Raw genomic sequence first — 21,178 nt, forward strand, 5'->3', positions numbered from 1 at the left:
TGCCAGGTCGTCGCGACCTGAGCCGAGTGCGTCGGGCCTGAAGGCCCTCCCACAAAAACCTTCGCGCCCGTGCGCCGAAGCGCTCGGCCCCGCCGAAAACGCAGTCCCGGCCCGTACCGTGCCGTCGCTCTTGGTGGGAGGGCCTTCAGGCCCGACGCTCTTGTGCCAGATCGCCACCGGCTAAGCCGATTGCACCGGACCTGAAGACCATTCCACAAAAGCCTGCGGCGCCGCGCGCCGAAACCGTAGACCGCCTCACGCTTTGTCTCGCGCGCGCTGCCCTGTCCGCGCGCCGGTTTGCGTTATTTCCGGAACAGCGCGCCATCCGGCCCGCCCTTTCCGGAACCGCCCCTGCGATGACCGACGCCCGCGACGACGACGCCGAACGCATGCAGCGCCGCGACGGCGAGCGCGTGCCGCGCGGCGCCGACGCGACCTCGCCGCCGCTCGCGCTGGCGGCGCTGCAGCGATCGCTGCGCGAGGCCACCGTGGCCCTGGGCGCGCGCGCGCTGATGCAGCAGGGCGAAGCGGCGCTGCGCGCCGATGCGGTCCTCGCCCATGGCGTGCGCCGGTTGAAAGCCCACCTGTCCGCGGCCGGCGACGGTCCGCACGTACCCGAGGCGACCATGAGCGAGAACACCGACCACGACGACACCGCGGCGACGCCGAACGCTTCTGCCGGCGCGCACGCCGGCGCCAACGGCAGCGCCCCGCCCGCGCCCGGCGACGACGCCGATCCGGCCCAGCCCGAGCCGGAGGAACTGCTCGAACGCCTGCGCGCCGCGCTCGCCGGCGGCGAGCCGTATCGCTACGGCGGGATCAGCCAGCAGATCGAGTCCGCGCTGAAGCAATCCAACGAAGCCGTGCTCGGCGCGGCCGGCGAATTCGCCTACGGCCACCGCGCCGCCACCGACGCGTTCGCGTCGGGGCTGCGCAAGGTCTCCGACGCGCAGCACCGGCAGAACCTGCAGACCTTGCAGGCGGCGGCGCTGGCGGTCTGCCTGGACGCGATGCTGAAGCAGCCGGAGCAGGCCGAGGAGTACGCGGGCCTGCTCGAGGCAATCAAGCACATCGTCTGAGCGGCGCATGCCGCCGTTGTGGGACGGCCTTCAGACCCGATGCCCTTCGCTCAGATCGCCGCGACCTGAAACAAGAGCGTCGGCCCTGAAGGCCTTTCCACCCAGACCCCGCAAAGCGCAGGCTCGCGTGCCGGCACTCAGCGCCGCGCCTGCCACGCGGCCAGCAGCACCGCGGTCGCGGCGGCGACGTTGAGGCTTTCCACCCGGCCGGTGCCGGGAATCGACAGGCGCCGGTCGCAGGCCGCGGCCAGTTCGCGATCCATGCCGCCGCCCTCGGCGCCGAGCACGTAGATCAGGCGCGGCGGCAGCGGCGCGGCGAACAGGTTCTCGCCGCCGTCGACCACCGTCGCCGCCAGCTCGAAACCGGAACTGCGCAGTTGGGCGACGGCGTTGTCGCTGCGGCCCAGCCGCACCATCGGCACCGCTTCGGCGCCGCCCTCGGCCACGCGCGCGGCCGCGCCCGACAGGGCCAGGGTCGAGTCCTTCGGCAACAGCACCGCGGCCACGCCGAAATGCGCGGCCGAACGCAAGATCGCGCCGAGGTTGTGCGGGTTGCCGACGCCGTCGAGCCACAGCGCCAGCTGCGGCCCCGCGGGCAAGTCGCGCAGCCAGTTCGACAGCGGCGCGGGTTCCTCGCGCAACACCTCGGCGACCACGCCTTCGTGATGGCCGCTGGCGGCGAGCTTGTCCAGGTCGGCGCTCTCGACCACGCGATAGCCGACCCGGTTGGCCACGCACCAGGCCAGCAGCGGCTGCAGCTGGGGGATGCGCGGCGCGTCCAGGTACAGCTTGCGCAGCGCCTGCGGCCGCCGCGCGAACACCGCGCGCACCGCATTCAAGCCGTACAGGCGCAGCTCGGCGTCGCGGCGGGCGCGCTGCGGATGCGGCGCGCCGGGTTCGCCCTGATCGTCGTCGTCGAGGCGGCGGTAGCCGCGCTCGTGGCGTTCGTGATGTTCGAGATGGCGGCCGTGCGGGCGCTCGTCGTGCTCGTCCTCGTCGTGGCGCGCGCGCTGGTCGCGGCGCTGCTCGCGCGAATGCGGGTGGTGCGAGCCGCCGCGCTCGCGCCACGGGCCTTGAGCCTCGCCGCCGCCGGGTGCGCCGGCGCCGGCCGGAGCGGCCGGAGCGGCCGGAGCGGCCGGGCGGCCTTGACCGCCCTGCCCGCCCTGACCGCTTGGCCTGCCTGGTCCGCGCTGGCCGGGACCGCCATCGCCCCTGGCCGCGCCCGGGCCGCGCTGCCCGCCGCCTGCGCCATAGGGACTGCCGGGCGGCTTGCGCGGGCCGCGCGGGGGATCGTCACGTCGCATCTTGCAGGCTCCTTCTCGCCTTCGCGAACACACGCAGGTCGTGCACTTGCCCGTGCTTGTACACGGCGCAACGCTGCACGCCCTCTTCTTCGAAACCGTTCTTCAGCAACACCCGCGCCGAGGCCGGGTTGTCGTCGAGCACCGTCGCGCACAGCCGGTACAGTCGCAGCCGCTGCATCGCCCACGGCGCGAACGCCGCGACCACCCGGGTCATCAGTCCCGCGCCCCACAGTCGGCGCCCGAGCCAGTAGCCGAATTCGGCGCCGTGGCCGCGCTCGCCGCGTCCGGGATGCGCGCCGATGCCGCCGACCGCGCGGCCGGCGACGTCGATGGCGAACACCGGGTGTTCCAGGTCGATGACCTGGCCGTCGAGGAAACGCGCGCCGTCCTCGCGCGTGTACGGGTACGGGAAGCGGTCGCTGAGCGCGCGCGAGACCTGGGCGTCGTCGGCGTGGGCGACCAGGCTGTCGAGGTCGTCGCGGCGCCAGGGACGCAGCACGAATCCCTCGCCCTGCGGCGGCGGGAGGGTGGCGGGATCGGGGTTCATGCGGGTAGCCTAAATTCGCCGTCGCCGCGCTGCAAACGCCGCCGCCGCGGCACGGCCAGGAGCGGCGCATGCGGACCTACCCCATCGAAGAAATCCACAGCGGCGAAGACGACGGCTGCCTGTGGGTCAGCCTGGGCTTCGCCTCGCCGGACGCGCCGCAGGACGTGCTGCACATCGTCTGCGCGCTGCGGCCCGACGCCCAGGACCGCGCCCTGGGCATGGCCGCGATCTACCTGGAACGCGACGACCAGAGCCGCGGCGGCTACGCCGGCGCCGACCGCATCCACGCCGGCGAAGACGCGGTGACGGTCGAACTCAACGCCGCCGGCCGCGACTGCCTGGAATTCGACGCCCCGCTGCGGCTGACCTGGACGCACGCCCCGCCCGGCCGGCGCGAGGCGCTGGCGATCCTGGCGCGCATGAGCGGCTGCGAATGCGGGCGCGTGGTCGAGTGCGTCGCGGGCGCTCCCATCGCCTGACGCGCCGGCGCCGCGCGACGCTGGAATGTTGCGTTTCTCCCCGCTGGCGCGGCGCGAGCCGCGGCTGCGGCAACGCAACCAACGCGAAACTTGCGGCGTAGTTGCGTTGTCGCGGTCGCGGCGCGCGCCGCTCCTACAGGGAGCAGGCGCGCTTTATGCGTGGCCGCCGGCTTGCGGGGTGTCCTGCTCCAGCCGTTCGAGCTCCTGCGCCACCGCCTCGGGCGACTTGGTGAAGCGCGCCAGCAGCACATAGAACGCCGGCACGATGAACAGCGACAGCAAGGTCGAGAACGACACGCCGAAGATCACCACGATGCCGATGGTCGCGCGGCTGGCCGAACCGGGGCCGCCGGCCAGCACCAGCGGCACCGCGCCGACCACGGTGGCGATGGAGGTCATCAGGATCGGGCGCAGCCGCACCGCCGAGGATTCGACGATGGCCTGGTGGATGCTGCGGCCTTCGTCGCGCAGCTGATTGGCGAATTCGACGATGAGGATGCCGTTCTTCGCCGCCAGCCCGACCAGCATGACGATGCCGATCTGGCTGAACAGGTTCAGCGTGCCGCCGGTCATCCACAGGCCGAGCAAGGCGCCGAGCACGCCCAGCGGCACGGTCAGCATGATCACGAACGGGTGGATGAAGCTCTCGAACTGCGCGGCCAGCACCAGGTACACCACCAGCAACGCCAGGGTGAAGGTCATCAGCACCGCGCCGCCGGCCTTCTGGTACTCGCGCGATTCGCCCTTCCAGTCGATCTGGGCGTGCTCGGGCAGTTCCTCGGCGACCACCTGGTTCAACCACGCGATCGCCTCGCCGACGGTGTAGCCCGGGGCGACGCCGGCGCTGACGGTGATCGCGCGCAGGCGGTTGAAGCGGTTGAGGCTGCCGGCCTCGGCCAGTTCCTTCAGCGTGACCAGGTTCGACAGCGGCACCAGCGCGCCGTCGCGCGCGCGCACCTGGATCGCGGCGAGGTCGGCCGGCGAGGCGCGCAGGTCGCGGTCGGCCTGCACCATCACGTCGTACTCCTCGCCGTTCTGGACGAAGGTGGTGACCCGGCGCGAGCCCATCAGGGTCTCCAGCGCATGGCCGATGTCGGTGACGCTGACGCCGAGGTCGGCGGCGCGCTGGCGGTCGATCTCGACCCGCATCTGCGGCCGGGTTTCCTTGTAGTCCGAGTCGGCCGAGAACAGGCCCTTGTTCTGCTCCATCCGCGCCAGGATGCGGTCGCGCCACTGCGCCAGTTCGGCGTACTCGGGGCCGCCGAGCACGATCTGGATCGGCTGGCCGCGGGTGCGCACCAGGCCGCCGCCGACCTGCGGCAGCGCGCGCACGCTCGGCAGCGCGCCGAGCTCCGCGCGCAGGCTGTCGGCGACCTGCGCCGTGCTTTTCTCGCGCTTGTCCCAGTCCTGCAGGAACACCGCGATGCGGCCGGTGTGCATCTCCTCGCTGGCGCCGAAGCCGCCGGGCACGCGCGGGTTGTAGCGCTGGATGGTCTGTTCCGGGCCGGTGTGGGCGGCGACGATCTTCTCGACTTGCTGCACCTGCTTGACGGTGTAGTCGAAGCCGGCGCCCTCCGGGCCCTGGATCGAGATCTGGAACGAGCCGCGGTCCTCCTGCGGCGCCAGTTCCGACGGCACCAGCTTGAACAGGCCGAAGCTCAGCGCCAGCGCCAGCAGCAACAGCGCGCCGAACAGCCACGGCCGCTCGACGCTGCGGTCGAGCAGGCCGCGGTAACCGTTGGACAGCCCGTCCAGGCGCGCGTTGATCCAGCGGTTGACCGGGTTGGACTTTTCCTGGCTGTGCGGACGGACGAACTTGGACGACATCATCGGCGTGAGCGTCAGCGCCACGAACGCCGACAGCGCCACCGCGCCGGCCAGCGCCACCGACAGCTCGCGGAACAGCCGCCCGGTGTTGCCTTCCATGAAGCCGACCGGCAGGAACACCGCCACCAGCACCGCAGTGGTGGCGATCACCGCGAAGGCGACCTGCTTGGTGCCGCGCGCGGCCGCGACCAGCGCCGGCTCGCCGAGGTCGGCGCGGCGCTGGATGTTCTCCAGCACCACGATCGCGTCGTCGACCACCAAGCCGATGCACAGCACCAGCGCCAGCAGGGTCAGCAGGTTGATCGAGAAGCCGAACGCGTACAGCGGGATGAACGCGGCGATCAGGCACACCGGCACCGTCACCGCCGGAATCAGCGCGGCGCGGAAGCTGCCGAGGAACAGCCAGATCACGATCAGCACCAGGACGATGGCCTCGACCAGGGTGTGATAGACCCGCTCCACCGCCGATTCGATGAACACGGTGGTGTCGAAGGCGACGAAGATGTCGGTGCCTTCGGGCAGGGTCGGACGGATCTTGTCGGCCTCCGCGCGCACCGCGCGGGCGACGTCGAGGCTGTTGGCGGTCGAGGTCTTGACGATGCCCAGGCCGATGTTCGGCTCTCCGTTGCTGCGGTAGTAGGCGCGGCGCTCGGCCGACTGCAGCTCGATCTTGGCCACGTCGCCGAGCCGCACCACGTAGCCGTCGGCGCCCTTCTTCAGCGGGATCTGGGCGAAGTCGGCGGGCTTTTGGTAGCTGCGCGCCACGCGCAGGGTGAAGTCGCGCGATTGCGATTCGATCCGTCCGGCCGGCAGCTCGACGTTCTCCGAACGCAGCGCGTTCTCGACTTCGTTGACGGTGATGTCGCGCGCGGCCAGCGCGTCCTGGTCGAGCCAGATGCGCATGGCGTAGCGCTGCTGGCCGCCGATGCGGACCTGGGCGACGCCGTCGACCGAGGACAGCCGGTCCACCACGTAGCGGTCGGCGTAGTCCGACAGCTGCAGGGTGTCCATTTTCTTCGAGCTCATGTTGAGCCACAGCACCGGGTCGGAGTCGCTCTCGACCTTCTCCACTTCCGGCGGATCGGCCTCGTCGGGCATGCGGTCCATGACCCGGCTGACCGCGTCGCGCACGTCGTTGGCGGCGGCCTCGATGTCGCGCTGCAGGGTGAACTCGATGCTGACCGAGGCGCGGCCGTTGACGCTGCGCGACTCGATGGTCTCGATGCCCTCGATCCCGGCCAGCGCGTCCTCCAGCACCTGGGTGATGCGGGTTTCCACTACCGCCGCCGAAGCGCCGGGATAGGTGACGTCGACCGAGACGATGGGCGGGTCGATCGCCGGCAGCTCGCGCAGGGTCAGGCGCGAGAACGCCATGATCCCCAGCACGATCAACAGCAGGCTCATGACCGTGGCGAACACCGGCCGGCGGATGGAGACGTCGGACAGCATCATCGCCGCGCGCTCCCCTTGCCCTTGCCGCCGCCGTTGCCCTGAGCCGCGCCGCCGCGCGCGTGCGGACCGCGCCGGGCGGGCACGTAGACCGGCGCGCCGGACTTGGCCTCAGCCTCGCCCGCGGCCGACGCGCGCGGCTTCAGCCCCGGCACCACCGCGCGCAGCCATTTCAGCAGGCCCGCCTCAGCCATTGCGGCCGTCCTTGGCGGCGCCGGCCGGCGCGCCGGCTTCGCGCGCGTGCGCGCCGGCGGCCTGCACCTTGCTGCCGGCGCGCAGCTTGCCGGTGCCGTCGACGACGATGGTGTCGCCGACCGCGAGGCCGTCGAGGATCTCGGCCAGGCCTTGCCGGCGCGAGCCGATCTGGACGTCGGCGCGCTCGACCGTGGCGTCGGGCTTGAGCCGGTAGACATAGGAATCGTTGCCGACCTGCACCACCGAAATCTCCGGCACCAGCAGCGCCTGCCGCTCGGGCTGGATCAGGGTCACCTGCACCAGCATGCCCGGGCGCAGCCGGTGGCCGGGGTTGGGGAAGTCGGCGCGCACGGTCACCGCGCGGGTGGCCGGGTTCACGCGCGCATCGACGGTGCCGACGCTGCCGCGGAACTCCTGGCCGGCATAGGCGGCGCTGGTGCCGGTCACGCTCTGGCCGCGGGCCACGCGCGCGAGCAGGGTCTCGGGCACCGGGAAGTCGATGTAGACGCGCTCGGTGTCGTCGAGGGTGGCGATCGGCGTGCCCGGGGTCACCAGCGCGCCGGGGCTGACCTGGCGGATGCCGAGCACGCCGGCGAACGGCGCGCGCACTTGGCGGTCGCCGATGTCGGCCTTCATCTGCTCGACCCGCGCGCGGGTGGCGTCGCGGGTGGCGCGCTGGGTGTCCAGGGCCGAGCGCGCGATCAGCTGCTGCGCGGCCAGTTCGGTCTGGCGCTGGTAGAGCTGCTCGGCTTCCTTGGCGGTGGCCTCGGCCTGGGCCAGCGCGGCGAGCTGGGCCTTGCCGCTGAGGGTGACCAGCGACTGCCCGGCGGCGACTTGATCGCCGCTGTCGAAGTGCACGCTCTGCACGATCTCGCTGACCTTGGCGGTGACCGTGACCGACTCGCGCGCCTTGACGTTGCCCAGCGCCTGCACGGTGTCGTTCCACGCGCGCAGACGCACCGCCTGCGCGGTCACCGGGATCGGCCGGTCGCCCTGCCCGCCCGCGCCGCCCTGGCCGTTCTGGGGTTTGCCGCCCTTGGCGCACGCGGCGACGGCCAGGGCCAGGGCCAGGAAACAGCCGGAACGGAAGGCGGGGCGTGGGCGCATGCGGTTCTCTGAACGGGGGCCCGGATGGGGCGAGGTGCGGATCGGGCGCGGCCGTCTTCCCCCAACGGTGCCGCGGGCGCCGGCCGGCGCGATGCGCACGGTCGGCGAAGCCGCGCGATTCTAGCGGCGGTTCGTGACCGACGCCTGGGCCATTGGTTGACCGCGGTCGCCACGATTCGGCAAAGCGGCGTTGAAACAACACGCGGCGGCACGCTCGCGGCGTCCAGGTTGCGCCGTCGCAACCGGCGTGCGGCGGACCGCCGCGCACAGCCGGGGGCATACTCCAGACTTCCCCCACGGAGCCGCCCCCATGATCTACGACAGCATCCTGCAGACCATCGGCCGCACCCCGGTGGTGCGCCTGCACCGCATCGCGCCGAGCCATGTCGCCGTGTACGCCAAGGTCGAGGCGTTCAATCCCGGCGGTTCGGTCAAGGACCGCCTGGCGCTGGCGATCGTCCTCGACGCCGAGGCGCGCGGCCTGCTCAAGCCCGGCGACACCGTGGTCGAGGCGACCTCGGGCAACACCGGCGTGGCCCTGGCGATGGTGTGCGCGGCGCGCGGCTACCGCTTCGTCGCGGTGATGACCGAAACCTTCTCGATCGAGCGGCGCAAGCTGATGCGCGCCTACGGCGCCAAGGTGATCCTGACCCCGGCCGCCGAACGCGGCAGCGGCATGGTCCGCCGCGCGGCCGAGCTGGCGGAAAAACACGGCTGGTTCCTGGCCCGCCAGTTCGAGAACCCGGCCAACCCGGCCTACCACCGCAACACCACCGCGGCCGAGATCCTGCAGGACTTCGCCGGCCGCCGGCTCGACCACTTCGTGACCGGCTGGGGCACCGGCGGCACCCTCACCGGGGTGGCGCAGATGCTGCAACTGGCGCGGCCGGAGGTGCGCGTCACCGCCAGCGAACCGGCCGGCGCGGCGCTGCTGTCGGGCAAGGAATGGGCGCCGCACAAGATCCAGGGCTGGACCCCGGACTTCATCCCCGCCGTGCTCGACCGCGAGGCGGCGCACGAGATCGTGCCGGTGGACGACGTGCTCGCGCGCGACACCGCGCGCCGGCTCGCGGCCGAGGAAGGCATCTTCGTCGGCCTCTCCGCCGGCGCGACGATGGCGGCGGCGTTGCAGGTCGCGCAGGGCGCGGAGCCGGGCGCGGTGGTGCTGGCGATGCTGCCCGATACCGGCGAGCGCTACCTCAGCACGTTCTTGTTCGAGGGCGTCAACGAGGGCAGCGACGAGGAGTGGCTGGCGTCGTTGGGATAAGACGGCCGTCGCAACCGGGTTGTCGCGGCCGCAGTTCCCACAGCCGCTGCGAAGGGTTCGTACCCGACTGCAGGAGCTGCGCAAGCTGCGGCCGCGCCCACCGAGCCACGGCGCAACCCGCGCGAGCGCCGTCCACCCGCCGCCATCACCACAAGAACCACACCGCAAGCAGCGCAAGCGCGATCGCGCCCACCACCCACAGCGCGCCGCCGCGATCGCCCGGAGCCACGGTGCGCCCGCTGTCGGCGATCGCGCCGCGCGTCTTGCGCGCGACCTCGTACTCGGCGACGCGGTTCAACGACTCCTGCGCCGAATAGCCGCGCAGGCTCTGCAACAACTGCGCGGCGCGCGCGCGTTCGCCGCCGAGCAGCAGCGCCACCACCTCGCCCGGCAGGTCCAGCGCGGCCGCGCCGGCCGACACCTTCAGACCCGCGAGCGCGGCCTCGCCGCGTTCGGCGTAGTCCTCGACCAGATCCTTCGCATCGCGCAGGCCGAGCCCATAGGCTTCGCGCACGATCTTGATCGCGACCAGCTTCTGGCCGCCGCGGATCGCCGCGCGCGCGGCATCGGGAAAGCCGGCCGGCGTCGGCGGGTGCGATGCATCGGCGCCGCCCGCCGCGCCCGCCTCCGCCTCCGCGGGCGAGCCCTGGCTCAATCGCAGCGCGTACGCCTCGACCGCATTCTTCGCATCGCGCAGGCCCAGGCCCGGATTGCTGTCGATCACCAGCTTGATCGCTTCGATCTTGCGGTTGCCGCGCACCAGCGTCGCTACCTGCGGCGGCATGAACGGCGTCTTGCTCTCCGACATCGCCGGATTCCTTGGCTATTGTTGCGGCCAGCCTAACGGCCGCTGGGGCGACGCGTCACCCCAGCGCCGCCGCGCTCAACGCGAGGCCCACGCCAGCCGCGCGCTGAAGCCGAGCATCATCGTGCCGATCGCGCCGTCGAGCGCGCGCGCCACGCGCGCGCTGCGCATCGTCCCGGCCATGCGCGCCGACGCCACCGCCAGGATCGTCAGCCAGCTCGCGCCGATGGCGTAGTGCAGGCCGATCATCAGCATCGAATCGCGCGCCATGTGCGGGCCCGGCGCCAGGAACTGCGGCAGGAACGCGAGATAGAACATCGCGATCTTGGGATTGAGCGCATTGGTCAGCGCGCCCTGCGCGAACGCGCGCCGCAGGCCGGACCCGGGCTCGGCCGCCACCGCCGCGAACGCCGCCTGCGCGCGCGGCCGCAACGCCGAGCGCAGCGCCTTGACCCCGAGATAGGCCAGATACAGCGCGCCGAGCATCTTGACCGTCCAGAACGCGCGCTCGGAATACATCAGCAGTCGGGTCACGCCGAACGCGAACAGCGCGACATGGAACAGACCGCCGGCGGTGATCCCGGCCGTCGCCGCCAACCCGCGGCGCGCGCCGCCGGCGAGCGAATTGCCGATGACCAGGAAGGTGTCGGGGCCGGGCATCAGCGTGAGCATCAGCGCGGCGACGCAGAAGGCGAGCCACTGGGTTTCCATGGGCGGGTCCGGAAGTGGGTGGAAACGAACGAGGCAGCTAGGAACGGTGTCGCCGGCGCGTGGCCGGCAGGGATCGGGCCGGAACGAAAACCGCCGTCGTGCGACCGCCGCGCGCCGGCCGGCTTCGGGAAACGCCAACCGTCGCGGCGACCATCGCACGAACGAAAAACGCCGGCGCGAGGCCGGCGTTTTCGGGGTCGGCGAAGCGCCAGCTTACGCCGCCGACCTCCACTGGCCCAGCGCGGCCAGGCCGTTGGCCTTGGCGCGCTCGTACACGGTCTGCTGGGCGCGGGCGTAGTTGTTCACCAGGTCCTGCGACCACAGCTTCAGCGCCGCCGACTGCATCGCACGGCCGTAGGAGAACGACAGCGGCCACGGGTTCGGGCCCATCTGGTTCATCGCGTTGAGGTGGGCGGTGGCGTCCTCGTCGGACTGGCCGCCGGACAGGAACACGATGCCCGGCAGGGTCGCCGGCACGGTCGACTTCAGGCACTGCAGGGTCGCCGCGGCGACGTCCTCGACGCTGGCCTGCTCGGCGGCGGTGGTGCCCGGCAGGACCATCGAGGCCTTCAGGATGGTGCCTTCCAGCAGCACGCTGTGCTCGTACAGCGCGCCGAACAGCGAGCGCAGGGTGACTTCGGTGACTTCGAAGCAGGTGTCGATGTCGTGGCTGCCGTCCATGATGACTTCCGGCTCGACCATCGGCACCAGGCCCTGCTCCTGGCACAGCGCGGCGTAGCGCGCCAGCGCGTGGCTGTTGGCTTCGATGCAGGTGCCCGAGGGGATGTCGTCGCTGATGTTGATCACCGCGCGCCACTTGGCGAAGCGGGCGCCGAGCTTGTAGTACTCCTCCAGGCGCGCGCGCAGGCCGTCGAGGCCTTCGGTGACCACCTCGCCCGGGAAGCCGGCCAGCGGCTGCGGGCCCTTGTCGACCTTGATGCCCGGGATGATGCCGTGGTCGGCCATGTGCTTGGCGAACGGCACGCCGGCCTTGGTCGACTGGCGCAGGGTTTCGTCGAACAGGATCGCGCCGGAGATGTATTCGTTGAGCTTCGGCGTGCCCAGCAGCAGCTCGCGGTAGGCGCGACGATTCTCTTCGGTGTTCTCGATGCCCACGCCGGCGAAACGCTTGGCGATGGTGGTCGTCGACTCGTCGATCGCGATGATGCCCTTGCCCGCGGCGACCATGGCCTGGGCGGTTTCGGCAAGCTGTTCGATGCTCATGGAGATCCTGCGGCAGCGGTGGGAAGCCCGCGATTATAGCCGCTGGCGGTGAACCTTGCCCCTCGCTGCGCCTTCCGAATCAGGTACTTGCACCCAGTTTCGGCGGTAACCGTTTTCAAGCGCGGCAGGTCATCGATAGCAACCGGCGGCGCGGTACGCGGCGGCGGCCCATTCAGCCGAAGCCTCGCCGCAGCGGTGGCCCGGCGCTCCGGCCGGTCGCGACGATGCCGCGGCCCGCGGCGTGCGGCCGGCGGCGCCATCGATGGGCGAGGGCCGCGCAACCGGGCGCGGCGCGCATGGGCGGCTTGCGGCTTGCGGCTTGCGGCGTGCGGCGTGCGGCGTGCGGTCTGCGGTCTGCGGTCTGCGGTCTGCAGCTTGCGGCATGCGGCGTGCGGGGAGCCGCGAGCCGCGAGCGAAGCGTGGCGCAACGCCACCGCGCCGCACGTCACGATTGCGCGCGCCCGCCGCAACGCCTAGCCTGCGCAGCCAAGATTCGCCGCCAAGGATTGCACCGATGCCGTCGTTCGCCCGCTCCCTGCCGCAGACCGCCCTGCTCGCCGCCGCGCTCGCCGCCGCCGGACTCGCCCACGCCGGCCCCGCCGACGACGAATTCGCCGCCGCCGTCGCCGCCTGCAAGGCCGCGCCCAAATCCGGCACCCGCTACGTCGCCGTCACCGGCGCCTTCATGCGGCCGGTGCCGCGCGCCGACAGCGGCGTGGTCGCGCGCATTCCCATCGCCGCGGCGGTGACGCTGGAATGCGAGCGCGACGGCTGGGTGCGCGGCACCTCGGAACTGCCGCAGCCCTCGGTCGGCTGGATCCGCGCCGACCTGTTGCAGGCCAAGCCGCCGACCCTGGCCTCGCTCAACGCCGACTACGCCGCGGCCGCGCCCGACCAGCGCAAGACCGTGGCCGAGCGCATCGTCGCGCTGGCGCCGTACCAGGCGCAGGGCCACCAACTGTTGATCGACACCCTCAGCAAGGCCGGCGACGCCGAAGGCGCGCGCAAGGCCGGCGAGTTCCGCGACCGCATGCTCTCGCCCAAGCCCGAGCGCCTGAGCGGCGAGCCCAAGCTGCTGTTCGTGGTCGAGCGCGGCTACGCCGCGCCGGTCGCGCGCATCGGTGAAGACGGCCGCCTCCAGGAGGCCGACGCCAGCACCCGCTATTTCCCGCCGCTGCGCGGCCTGTACTTCTTCCGCCGCGGCGGCGCCGACGGCGTCGCCCAGGTGCTCGACGAAGCGCTGTCCGACGTCACCGGCGAGGCGCACGTGCGGATCGCGCCGGCCACCGCGCGCAGCGACCAGACCCGCGGCCTGGCGACCAACTTCCCCGCCACCTCGGCCAAGCCGGCCGCCGACGCGGCCGCGCCCGCGGCCGCGCGCAAGGCCGCCGAGGACGCGCTGCGCGCCGGCCTGCGCCAGCAGAAGGTCGAGCGCGCGCAGATCGAGCGCGCGCTCAAGGCCAAGCCCGACCACGAGCGCGACCTGGGCATGGAACTGCACACCTTCGAGGCCGGCAGCGCCGGCCCGATGGCGATCGCCACGGTGGTGTGGAACCTGCCCGCGCCCGGCCCGGACCAGGGCGAGACCAGCGTCGCCGCCTCGGCGATCCTGGAAGACGACGGCAAGGGCGGCTACCGCGTGGTCGGCAGCCAGGGCAGCACCAACGGCGGCGACGCGACCGAATCGCCGCGTTTCTTCGACCGCCTCGACCTCGACGGCGACGGCGTGCCGGAGCTGATCTTCCAGGTCGGGCAGTACGAAGGCGTGGATTACCAGGTCTGGTCGCGCAAGGGCGGCCAGTGGAAGAAGGCCTACCAGGGCGGCTACGTCGGCGTCTGAGCGCCGCAACCGCGCGGGCTGCGCAGCGCGCGCGGGCCGCACCCGCGCCCGCCTGCCCCTTGTCGTTCCGGCGAACGCCGGAATCCGTTTCGGTCCTGCTTGCGCTCTCGCCGGATCGACTAAGAAGCGAAACGGATAACGGATTGCGGCATCCACCGCGACGGCGCGGGCAAGGCAAGCGCGCAACGCAGAAAGCAGAACGACGGAACTTGACGGTTCCGTCGTTCTGCAGGGTCGCGGTCGCGACCTGCCTCGTCGTTGTCGAAGCAAGCCCCGGCCGAAAACGCCGGGGCTCTCGCGCTCAGCCGGTGCGCGGCACGAAGCGGTCGCGCGGCAGCAGGCCCTCGAGGGTGGCGATCGACGAGCTGCCGAGCTGGCGATGCAGGTCGGCGTTGGGCCGGTAGTGGCCGCTGTCGTTGGTCCAGCTCGCGATCTGGCCGTCGCGGAACGAGACTTCGCCCGCGTAGTAGACGTCGCCGCCGCGGGAAATGGCGGTGTGCCCGCCGTTGGCGCGCTCGCCGAGCCATACCTGCGACGGGTTCGACACCGGAATGACGAACACGAAGTCGCCGTTGGCCGCGGAGCGCTGGCCCGTGTTCGGATCGGTCACGTGATAGCGGCCGTCGCCGTCCTTGCCCAGTTCCTGATGCGGCTCGCGCCTGCGCACGTCGTCCTGGTTGCGGATGCGCTCGACGTCGGGCCGCTGCGGCGTGGCCGCCAGCTGCACCATGTTGTCGACGCGGTCGTCGATCGTGGGCCTGAAACGGGCCTCGGCCGCCGGCGGAATCGGGTTCCTGACCAGCGCGTTGAGTTGGTTGGCGGCCGACTCGATCCCCGACCAGTGCCGCTCCTGCTCGCGCTCGCGCTCGGCGTTGACCTGCGGCCCTTCGGGATGGGCCGCGCGTCGCGAGGCGGCGTTCTCGCGCTCGGTGACGACCTCGCCCCGGTAGGCGTCCATCGCGCCCTGGACCACTTCGCGGTAGCGCTGCATCCGCTGCTCGGGGGTGAGATCGGCCTGCGCGGGCTGCGGCGCCTGCGCGCCGGGCTCGGCCCACTGGCCCGGGCCGTTGCGCTGCCAGTCCAGCGCCGGCCCCTGCTCCGGGCCGGCCGGTTGCTGCTGCCGCCCGTGGCGGTCGCCGAGGTGTTCGTTCAAGGCCCCGACGTCGTAGGTCGGGCCGGCCTGTTCCGGCGCAGCCTGCGCCTGTTGCGGCTCCTGGCCGCCTTGTTCCTGTTCCTGTCCGGAAATACGCAGTCTCATGTTCGGGACTCCTGTGGGGGATGCGAAAACACGAAAACGACGACGCGGCCGGCGAGGCCGGCCGTCGCGACGAGGCGGCGCGCACGGCGCGCCGGCGCGCGGCTTACAGCTCGCCCAGTCCCTCGGCGCTGCCGCCCTCGCCCACCTGCAGCAGGCGCAGGGTGTTGGTCGCGCCGTGCTGTTCCATGGTGTCGCCGCTGGTGAAGATCATCCGTTCGCCGGCTTCGAGCATGCCCGCGTCGAACAGTTGCTTGATCGCGTTGCGCGCGGCGTCGCGCGAGGCCATGCCGCGGCTGTCGAAGTCGATCGGATAGACGTCGCGCATCAACGCCATGCGCCGGCGCGCGCCGTCGTGGCGCGAGAACGCGTAGATCGGCGCGTTGGAGCGGAAGCGCGAGAGGAAGCGCACGGTGCCGCCGGATTCGGTCATCGCCACGATCGCGCGCACGCCGATGTGCTCGGACAGGAACATCGCCGCCATGGCGATGGCCTGGTCGGCGCGTTCCAGGTTGCGCGGCGCGGCTTCGAAGTCGGTGTCGTGGTCGAACTGACGCTCGGCGCCGAGGCAGATGCGCGACATCGCTTCCACCGCCTTGACCGGATAGCGGCCGGCGGCCGATTCCTGCGACAGCATCACCGCGTCGGTGCCGTCGATGACCGCGTTGGCGACGTCGAGCACTTCGGCGCGGGTCGGGATCGGGTTGTCGACCATCGACTGCAGCATCTGGGTGGCGGTGATCACCACCCGGTTGCGCGCCAGCGATTCGCGGATGATCTTCTTCTGCAGGCCCGGCAGTTCGGCGTCGCCGATCTCCACGCCGAGGTCGCCGCGCGCGACCATGACCACGTCGCTGGCGTCGACGATCTCGGCCAGGTTCTCGATCGCTTCGGCGCGCTCGATCTTCGACACCAGCGCCGCGTCGCAACCGGCGGCGCGGGCGATGCGGCGGGCCTCGTTCATGTCGGCGGCGTTGCGGCAGAACGAGACCGCGATGAAGTCCACGCCGATCTGCGCGGCGACGCCGATCAACTCTTTGTCGCGCTCGGTCAGCGCGCCCAGCGACAGGCCGCCGCCGAGCTTGTTGAGGCCCTTGCGGTCCGACAGCGCGCCGTCGTTGAGCACGGTGGTGACGATGCGCTCGCCTTCGACCGCGCCCACGCGCAGTTGCAGCAGGCCATCGTCGAGCAGCAGCACGTCGCCGGGGGCGACGTCGCCGGGCAGGCCGAGGTAGCTCACGCCGACCTCGCGCAGGTTGCCCGGCGGCGGATTTTCCTTGGCGATCAGGTCGAAACGGTCGCCGGCCTTGAGCAGCACGCGGCCCTCGGCGAAACGCTCGATGCGGATCTTCGGTCCCGGCAGGTCGGCGAGGATGCCCACTTCCACGCCGACCCGCTGCGCCGCCTCGCGCACCGCTTCGGCGCGCGCGACCTGCGAGGACGGATCGCCGTGGGAAAAATTCAGGCGGACCACATCGACGCCGGCCTTGAGCAGGGCGTCGAGTACGCCCGGCGGATCGGTGGCCGGGCCGAGCGTGGCGAGGATCTTGGTGCGTCGCGGACTGTGGGACATGGCAGACTCTCTGGACTGCCGGCCACGCTAGCATAGCTTGGCTGCATTGCGCGGCCCCGGCGGCGCAGCGGCCGGCACGCGCAAACGCTGTATATCGCACTGCGCGCGGCGCATACCGCGGCGCATGTCACTCTTCCGCACCGCAACGCCGCGCGGCCTCGCCGCACGCGGCCGCATCGCCCTCCGGACGCCCCATGCCCCTGCCTCTTTCGCCGCACAGCCAGGCCATCGCCGACTTCCTCGCCGCCCTCGACGGCTTCCCCGTGCTGCAAGGCTCGCGCGTGCGCCTGCGCGGCCCGCGCGAGGACGACGCCGCGGCGTTGTTCGCGCTGTTCGGCGATGCGCGGGTGACCCGGTTCTGGAGCCGGCCGCCGATGCAGGACATCGCCGAAGCGCGCGAACTGATCGAACAGATCCACGCCGGCCGGCAGGCGCGCACCTTGCTCAACTGGGCGATCGCCGACGAAACCGACGCGCTGATCGGCACCTGCACGCTGTTCCGCTTCGATGCCGCGCACCGCCGCGCCGAAATCGGCTACGCGTTGCATTCGGATCATTGGGGACGCGGGCTGGCGCGCGAGGCGACCGCGCTGGCGCTGGACTGGGCGGTCGATACCGTGGGCCTGCACCGCATCGATGCCGGCATCGATCCCGACAACCAGGCTTCGCGCGCGCTGCTGCACCGCCACGGCTTCCTCACCGAAGGCCGCCAGCGCGAGAGCTTCTTCGTCGGCGAGCGGGTCACCGACAGCGAGTTGCTGGGCCTGCTGGCCAGCGACTGGCGGCAGCGGCGCGAAGCGGCCGCCGCGGCGGTGCGCTGAGCCGACAGTGGGAGGGACTTCAGTCCCGACGCTCTCCGCCCAGGCGGCGCGAAACGCCCTGGAAAAACCGCGGGACCGAAGCCCCTCCCACCAAGCCGATCCCGTGGCGACCCGCTCCTGGCCCCTCCCCTAAACACCGGCCCGCGCGGCGATCGCGGCGCGGGCGTGGCCGCGGACGCACGCCGCCTCGTCGCGGCGGCGGCGTCCACGACCCGTGGGCCGACGGTCAGCTTTCGACCGCGCAGCCCTGGATGAAGCGCTTGTTGCTGCCGCCGGTGTCGCCCCAGCGGCCGTCGGCGGCGCCGCAACCGGCGGTCCAGCGGCCGATCTGCGCGCCTTCGGCGTTGTAGTAGATCCAGGTGCCCTGCCAGCTGTTGGCCAGCGCGGCGAACGACATGCCGCCCACCAGCGCCACGGCGAAGACCGCGGAGAAGAATCCGATACGTCGCATGTGCCTGCTCTCCCGAGTTCGCGGCGCTCATTCGCCGCGCAAGCACGCTAGCCGAGCGCGGCCGCGCGGTGGGCGGGCGGCTGTCACGTCGGATGTCATGCCGTTGCGTAAGCGTGATTGGCTTCGCTTTTGGCGTTTGTTGCCGCGGCGCAGACAACGGAAGGGGCTGCGGCCGCGCCGCTTCGCGCGGACGCGACGACGCGCGCGAAGCGGCGCGGCCGCAGCCCCTTCCGCGCGGGACCGCTTACAGGCAGACCGTCGGCGAATCCTTCCAGCGGTTGGTCCTGCTGCCCCACTGGCTGAAGTGCTCGTTGTCGCAGTCGTTGACCCAGCGCCCGACCAATTGCCCCTGGTCGTCGTAGAAATCGCGCTGGTAGCCCGGCGCCAGCGGCGGATACTGCGGGATCGATACCGCGCTGGTCGCCATCAACGCGACCAGCAGTCCCAGTGCGGCGGCTTGAAGCTTACGGCTCATCGCTGGTTACTCCGGTTGGCGGCCTCCTTGGCCGCGAGCGGACGCTAGCACGCGTGCGACGCGCGCCGCGCCCGACCGCGGCGTGATCGCAGTCGCGAAAACGCCGTGATGCTCAAGCCCCGCGACGGACGGTTCGGGCGCGCGGCCTCCCACGACGCGCGCCGATGCGCGCGCGCCGCGCAAAACCAAAGCGGCCGCGAGTGCGGCCGCTTCGTTCGCCGTCGCTGCCGCCGCGCTCAGGCGGCGAGCAACTGCGGCAACTGCGCTGGCGCCGCGGCGATGCGCTGCGCGCCGGCCTGGCGCAGTTCCTCTTCGCTGCCGAACCCCCACAGCACGCCGACGCCGGCCATGCCGTGCTGGGCCGCGCCTTCGATGTCCATGCGCCGGTCGCCGATCATCACGCATTGCGCCGGGGTCAGGCCGAAACGGCCCAGCGCCTCGCCGATCAGCTCGACCTTGTGGGTCAGGCGGCCGTCGTCGGTGCAGCCGACGATGTCCTCGAAGTGCGCGCCGAACGGCAGGTGGCCGAGGATCTTGCGCGCGTTGTTCTCGTTCTTGGCGGTGACCACGGCCATGCGGTAGCCGGCCGCGCGCAATCCGTCGAGCAGTTCGGCGATGCCGTCGTAGACGCTGTGCTCGGTCCAGCCTTCGCGGCCGTAGCGTTCCAGGTACAGCGCCACCGCCTGCTCGACCTTGTCCTCGTCGCGCAGCAGCGGCTGGAAGCTGGTGCGCAGGGCCGGGCCGATCCAGCCGCGCAATGCCTGCTCGTCGGGCACCGGGTGGCGCATGGTGTCCAGCGCATAGGCGATCGAGCGGGTGATGCCGACCGAGGAATCGATCAAGGTGCCGTCGAGGTCGAAGAACAACACCGGTCGTTGTGCGCTCATCGCTCAGCCCGCGCGCTGCTTGAGCGCGGCCACCGCCGGCAGTTCCTTGCCTTCCAGGAACTCCAGGAACGCGCCGCCGCCGGTGGAGATGTAGCCGACCTGGTCGGCGATGCCGTACTTGTCGACCGCCGCCAGCGTGTCGCCGCCGCCGGCGATGGAGAACGCTTTCGACGCGGCGATCGCGTGGGCCAGCGCTTGCGTGCCCTTGCCGAAGGCGTCGAACTCGAACACCCCGACCGGGCCGTTCCAGACCACGGTGCCGGCCTTGGCGATCATTTCGGCGTAGCGCGCGGCGGTGTCCGGGCCGATGTCGAGGATCATGTCGTCGGCGCCGACCGCATCGACCGCCTTGACCGTGGCCGGCGCATCGGCGGCGAACGCCGGGGCGACCACGACGTCGGTCGGCACCGGGATGTCGGCGCCGCGCGCCTGGGCGTCGGCCATGATCTTCTTCGCGGTGTCGATCAGGTCGTTCTCGACCAGCGACTTGCCGACGCCGTGGCCCATCGCGGCGATGAAGGTGTTGGCGATGCCGCCGCCGACGATGAGCTGGTCGACCTTGGACACCAGCGAGGCCAGCAGTTCCAGCTTGGTCGAGACCTTGGAGCCGGCGACGATCGCCAGCAGCGGCCGCGCCGGGTTGTCCAGCGCCTTGGCCAGCGCGTCGAGCTCGGCCATCAGCAGCGGGCCGCCGGCGGCGGTCTTGGCGAAACGGATCGCGCCGTGGGTCGAGGCCTGCGCGCGGTGCGCGGTGCCGAACGCGTCCATGACGAACACATCGCACAGCGCGGCGTATTTCTTCGCCAGCGCTTCCTCGTCCTTGCCCTCGCCGAGGTTCATGCGGCAATTCTCCAGCAGCACCAACTGGCCCGGCCGCACCTCGACGCCGTCGACCCAGTCCTTGACCAGCGGCACGTCGATGCCGAGCAGCTCCGACAGGCGCTGCGCCACCGGCGCCAGCGAATCGGCCTGGCTCCACTGGCCTTCCTTGGGCCGGCCCAGGTGCGAGGTCACCATCACCGCCGCGCCCTTTTCCAGCGCCAGCTTCAGCGTCGGGATCGCGGCGAGGATGCGCAGTTCGGACGTGATGCGTCCTTCGTCGATGGGGACGTTGAGATCTTCGCGGATCAGCACTCGCTTGCCGGCGAGATCTAGGTCGGTCATGCGGACGATGGACACGGGGCCTCCTGGGGCGATGCGGGAACGGGAATGCGCGGCCGGCTCGGGGCGCGGCTGGGGTGGGTATTGTCGCGGGGGCGGGGTGCGAAGGGAACCGTGGGGCTGAATGGCGGGACGCGGTGGCTTCGAAGGCTGGGTCGAGTCTTGTGACGGCGGCAGTGATTGCGATGGCGGCTGCGGGCTTTCGTCGGCCAAGGCGCTTTCGCCGTCGCTGTGCTGGCGCGGTCGCGGCTTGCGCCGCTCCTACAGGGGCCTGGGCCAGCGCCATCGCCGACGCCACTTTCCTATCGTCATTCCGGCGAAAGCCGGAATCCATTTTGCCGTTGCTGTTGCTGTTCGCTTGGACGCAACCCCACGCAAGGCACACGTCCCGCAGCCCCGGAGGGCGTGCGCATGGATGCGCACGCGCGCCATGGGGCAGGATGCCCCTTATGGCGCGGCCCCGCGCCACGATGAGCCCTAATGGCTTTTGATTCGAAACAGGAGAAGCACTTTCTTTGGTTACTTTCTTTGTTGCTTTGGACAAAGAAAGTGACCCGGCCGCTTGCGGACGGAAGCTTTGGATCTTCGCTTGTCCTCACTCGCCACCGCGACAAAGGTTGACCCTTCCGCGGCACGCCCCCCTGTAGGAGCGGCGCAAGCCGCGACCGCGCCATCGCAGCGATCGCGAAAGTTTCGTCGTAGTTGCGTTGTCGCGGTCGCG

The 21,178-nt window shown here is 71.6% G+C and carries 17 protein-coding genes and 2 pseudogenes; 5 read left to right on the forward strand and 14 right to left on the reverse strand.

The genetic code is table 11. The features are described from left to right. Window positions 1-356 precede the first annotated feature (356 nt). Window positions 357-1,079, forward strand: a complete 723-nt coding sequence (locus BLV01_RS11465; protein ID WP_091799053.1) for a hypothetical protein — start codon at window positions 357-359, stop codon at window positions 1,077-1,079. A 137-nt stretch (window positions 1,080-1,216) separates the two neighbouring features. Here the strand turns inward: BLV01_RS11465 and BLV01_RS26830 are convergent. Together BLV01_RS26830 and BLV01_RS11475 are read right to left on the reverse strand one after the other, a co-directional pair. Further along, window positions 1,217-1,936: pseudogene (locus BLV01_RS26830) on the reverse strand (TrmH family RNA methyltransferase); the annotation flags it as partial. Between the two features lie 436 nt (window positions 1,937-2,372). Continuing rightward, on the reverse strand, window positions 2,373-2,930 hold the full coding sequence (locus tag BLV01_RS11475; RefSeq protein ID WP_091799056.1) for a GNAT family N-acetyltransferase: 558 nt from the start codon (window positions 2,928-2,930) through the stop codon (window positions 2,373-2,375). A gap of 68 nt (window positions 2,931-2,998) precedes the next feature. Here BLV01_RS11475 and BLV01_RS11480 point away from each other — a divergent pair, with 68 nt between their 5' ends. Next, window positions 2,999-3,409 (forward strand): Imm10 family immunity protein, encoded by a 411-nt coding sequence (locus BLV01_RS11480; RefSeq protein WP_091799060.1) that lies wholly within the window; start codon window positions 2,999-3,001, stop codon window positions 3,407-3,409. Window positions 3,410-3,562: 153 nt separating this feature from the next. On the opposite strand, the gene BLV01_RS11485 is transcribed toward BLV01_RS11480, so the two are convergent. The 3 genes from BLV01_RS11485 to BLV01_RS11495 are packed head-to-tail and all read right to left on the reverse strand — an operon-like array spanning window position 3,563 to window position 7,987. Further along, window positions 3,563-6,688 (reverse strand): efflux RND transporter permease subunit, encoded by a 3,126-nt coding sequence (locus BLV01_RS11485; protein WP_091799063.1) that lies wholly within the window; start codon window positions 6,686-6,688, stop codon window positions 3,563-3,565. After that, window positions 6,685-6,879 (reverse strand): hypothetical protein, encoded by a 195-nt coding sequence (locus tag BLV01_RS11490; protein ID WP_091799065.1) that lies wholly within the window; start codon window positions 6,877-6,879, stop codon window positions 6,685-6,687. Before BLV01_RS11490 ends, BLV01_RS11485 begins: the two co-directional genes overlap by 4 nt. Then, window positions 6,872-7,987, reverse strand: a complete 1,116-nt coding sequence (locus BLV01_RS11495; RefSeq protein ID WP_091799067.1) for an efflux RND transporter periplasmic adaptor subunit — start codon at window positions 7,985-7,987, stop codon at window positions 6,872-6,874. Before BLV01_RS11495 ends, BLV01_RS11490 begins: the two co-directional genes overlap by 8 nt. A 310-nt stretch (window positions 7,988-8,297) precedes the next feature. Here BLV01_RS11495 and cysK point away from each other — a divergent pair, with 310 nt between their 5' ends. Further along, window positions 8,298-9,254: a cysteine synthase A gene (gene cysK / locus BLV01_RS11500; protein WP_091799070.1), complete on the forward strand. Its 957-nt coding sequence runs from the start codon at window positions 8,298-8,300 to the stop codon at window positions 9,252-9,254. A 463-nt stretch (window positions 9,255-9,717) separates the two neighbouring features. Here cysK and BLV01_RS27170 read toward each other — a convergent pair. The 3 genes and pseudogenes from BLV01_RS27170 to BLV01_RS11515 all read right to left on the reverse strand — a co-directional run. Further along, a pseudogene (locus BLV01_RS27170) lies at window positions 9,718-9,810 on the reverse strand (ribosomal protein L7/L12); the annotation flags it as partial. A 327-nt stretch (window positions 9,811-10,137) separates the two neighbouring features. Beyond that, entirely contained in the window at window positions 10,138-10,770 is a 633-nt protein-coding gene (locus BLV01_RS11510) for a LysE family translocator (RefSeq protein WP_091799075.1), read from the reverse strand. 213 nt (window positions 10,771-10,983) lie between these two features. Beyond that, entirely contained in the window at window positions 10,984-11,994 is a 1,011-nt protein-coding gene (locus BLV01_RS11515; RefSeq protein WP_091799078.1) for a class I fructose-bisphosphate aldolase, read from the reverse strand. Between the two features lie 514 nt (window positions 11,995-12,508). Here BLV01_RS11515 and BLV01_RS11520 point away from each other — a divergent pair. Then, window positions 12,509-13,834 carry a hypothetical protein gene (locus BLV01_RS11520; protein WP_091799081.1) on the forward strand — a complete coding sequence of 442 codons (1,326 nt, stop codon included), beginning with the start codon at window positions 12,509-12,511 and terminating at the stop codon, window positions 13,832-13,834. A 301-nt stretch (window positions 13,835-14,135) separates the two neighbouring features. Here the strand turns inward: BLV01_RS11520 and BLV01_RS11525 are convergent, their stop codons facing one another. Further along, on the reverse strand, window positions 14,136-15,092 hold the full coding sequence (locus BLV01_RS11525) for a hypothetical protein (protein ID WP_091799083.1): 957 nt from the start codon (window positions 15,090-15,092) through the stop codon (window positions 14,136-14,138). Window positions 15,093-15,195: 103 nt separating this feature from the next. After that, the gene (gene pyk / locus BLV01_RS11530) at window positions 15,196-16,662 is read right to left on the reverse strand and encodes a pyruvate kinase (protein WP_091799087.1); all 1,467 of its coding nucleotides are present in this window, start codon (window positions 16,660-16,662) and stop codon (window positions 15,196-15,198) included. A gap of 194 nt (window positions 16,663-16,856) precedes the next feature. On the opposite strand from pyk, the gene BLV01_RS11535 reads away from it, so the two are divergent. Further along, window positions 16,857-17,483: a GNAT family N-acetyltransferase gene (locus tag BLV01_RS11535; protein ID WP_091799091.1), complete on the forward strand. Its 627-nt coding sequence runs from the start codon at window positions 16,857-16,859 to the stop codon at window positions 17,481-17,483. 226 nt (window positions 17,484-17,709) lie between these two features. Here BLV01_RS11535 and BLV01_RS11540 read toward each other — a convergent pair whose 3' ends face one another. From BLV01_RS11540 to BLV01_RS11555, 4 genes are all read right to left on the reverse strand, one after another. Continuing rightward, a complete protein-coding gene (locus BLV01_RS11540) occupies window positions 17,710-17,934 on the reverse strand; it encodes a DUF6289 family protein (RefSeq protein WP_139178624.1) in 225 nt (74 codons plus the stop codon). 244 nt (window positions 17,935-18,178) lie between these two features. Beyond that, window positions 18,179-18,409 carry a DUF6289 family protein gene (locus BLV01_RS11545; protein WP_139178625.1) on the reverse strand — a complete coding sequence of 77 codons (231 nt, stop codon included), beginning with the start codon at window positions 18,407-18,409 and terminating at the stop codon, window positions 18,179-18,181. A 236-nt stretch (window positions 18,410-18,645) separates the two neighbouring features. Then, entirely contained in the window at window positions 18,646-19,296 is a 651-nt protein-coding gene (locus tag BLV01_RS11550; protein ID WP_091799100.1) for an HAD hydrolase-like protein, read from the reverse strand. 3 nt (window positions 19,297-19,299) lie between these two features. After that, on the reverse strand, window positions 19,300-20,475 hold the full coding sequence (locus BLV01_RS11555) for a phosphoglycerate kinase (RefSeq protein WP_091799103.1): 1,176 nt from the start codon (window positions 20,473-20,475) through the stop codon (window positions 19,300-19,302). Window positions 20,476-21,178 lie beyond the last annotated feature (703 nt).

The organism is Lysobacter sp. yr284 (assembly GCF_900107375.1).
Taxonomy (GTDB): domain Bacteria; phylum Pseudomonadota; class Gammaproteobacteria; order Xanthomonadales; family Xanthomonadaceae; genus Lysobacter.

Coding starts and splice junctions, on each gene's coding strand:
- BLV01_RS11465 (WP_091799053.1), top strand. CDS start 357: ATGACCGACGCCCGCGACGACGACGCCGAACGCATGCAGCGCCGCGAC.
- BLV01_RS11475 (WP_091799056.1), bottom strand. CDS start 2,930: ATGAACCCCGATCCCGCCACCCTCCCGCCGCCGCAGGGCGAGGGATTC.
- BLV01_RS11480 (WP_091799060.1), top strand. CDS start 2,999: ATGCGGACCTACCCCATCGAAGAAATCCACAGCGGCGAAGACGACGGC.
- BLV01_RS11485 (WP_091799063.1), bottom strand. CDS start 6,688: ATGATGCTGTCCGACGTCTCCATCCGCCGGCCGGTGTTCGCCACGGTC.
- BLV01_RS11490 (WP_091799065.1), bottom strand. CDS start 6,879: ATGGCTGAGGCGGGCCTGCTGAAATGGCTGCGCGCGGTGGTGCCGGGG.
- BLV01_RS11495 (WP_091799067.1), bottom strand. CDS start 7,987: ATGCGCCCACGCCCCGCCTTCCGTTCCGGCTGTTTCCTGGCCCTGGCC.
- cysK (WP_091799070.1), top strand. CDS start 8,298: ATGATCTACGACAGCATCCTGCAGACCATCGGCCGCACCCCGGTGGTG.
- BLV01_RS11510 (WP_091799075.1), bottom strand. CDS start 10,770: ATGGAAACCCAGTGGCTCGCCTTCTGCGTCGCCGCGCTGATGCTCACG.
- BLV01_RS11515 (WP_091799078.1), bottom strand. CDS start 11,994: ATGAGCATCGAACAGCTTGCCGAAACCGCCCAGGCCATGGTCGCCGCG.
- BLV01_RS11520 (WP_091799081.1), top strand. CDS start 12,509: ATGCCGTCGTTCGCCCGCTCCCTGCCGCAGACCGCCCTGCTCGCCGCC.
- BLV01_RS11525 (WP_091799083.1), bottom strand. CDS start 15,092: ATGAGACTGCGTATTTCCGGACAGGAACAGGAACAAGGCGGCCAGGAG.
- pyk (WP_091799087.1), bottom strand. CDS start 16,662: ATGTCCCACAGTCCGCGACGCACCAAGATCCTCGCCACGCTCGGCCCG.
- BLV01_RS11535 (WP_091799091.1), top strand. CDS start 16,857: ATGCCCCTGCCTCTTTCGCCGCACAGCCAGGCCATCGCCGACTTCCTC.
- BLV01_RS11540 (WP_139178624.1), bottom strand. CDS start 17,934: ATGCGACGTATCGGATTCTTCTCCGCGGTCTTCGCCGTGGCGCTGGTG.
- BLV01_RS11545 (WP_139178625.1), bottom strand. CDS start 18,409: ATGAGCCGTAAGCTTCAAGCCGCCGCACTGGGACTGCTGGTCGCGTTG.
- BLV01_RS11550 (WP_091799100.1), bottom strand. CDS start 19,296: ATGAGCGCACAACGACCGGTGTTGTTCTTCGACCTCGACGGCACCTTG.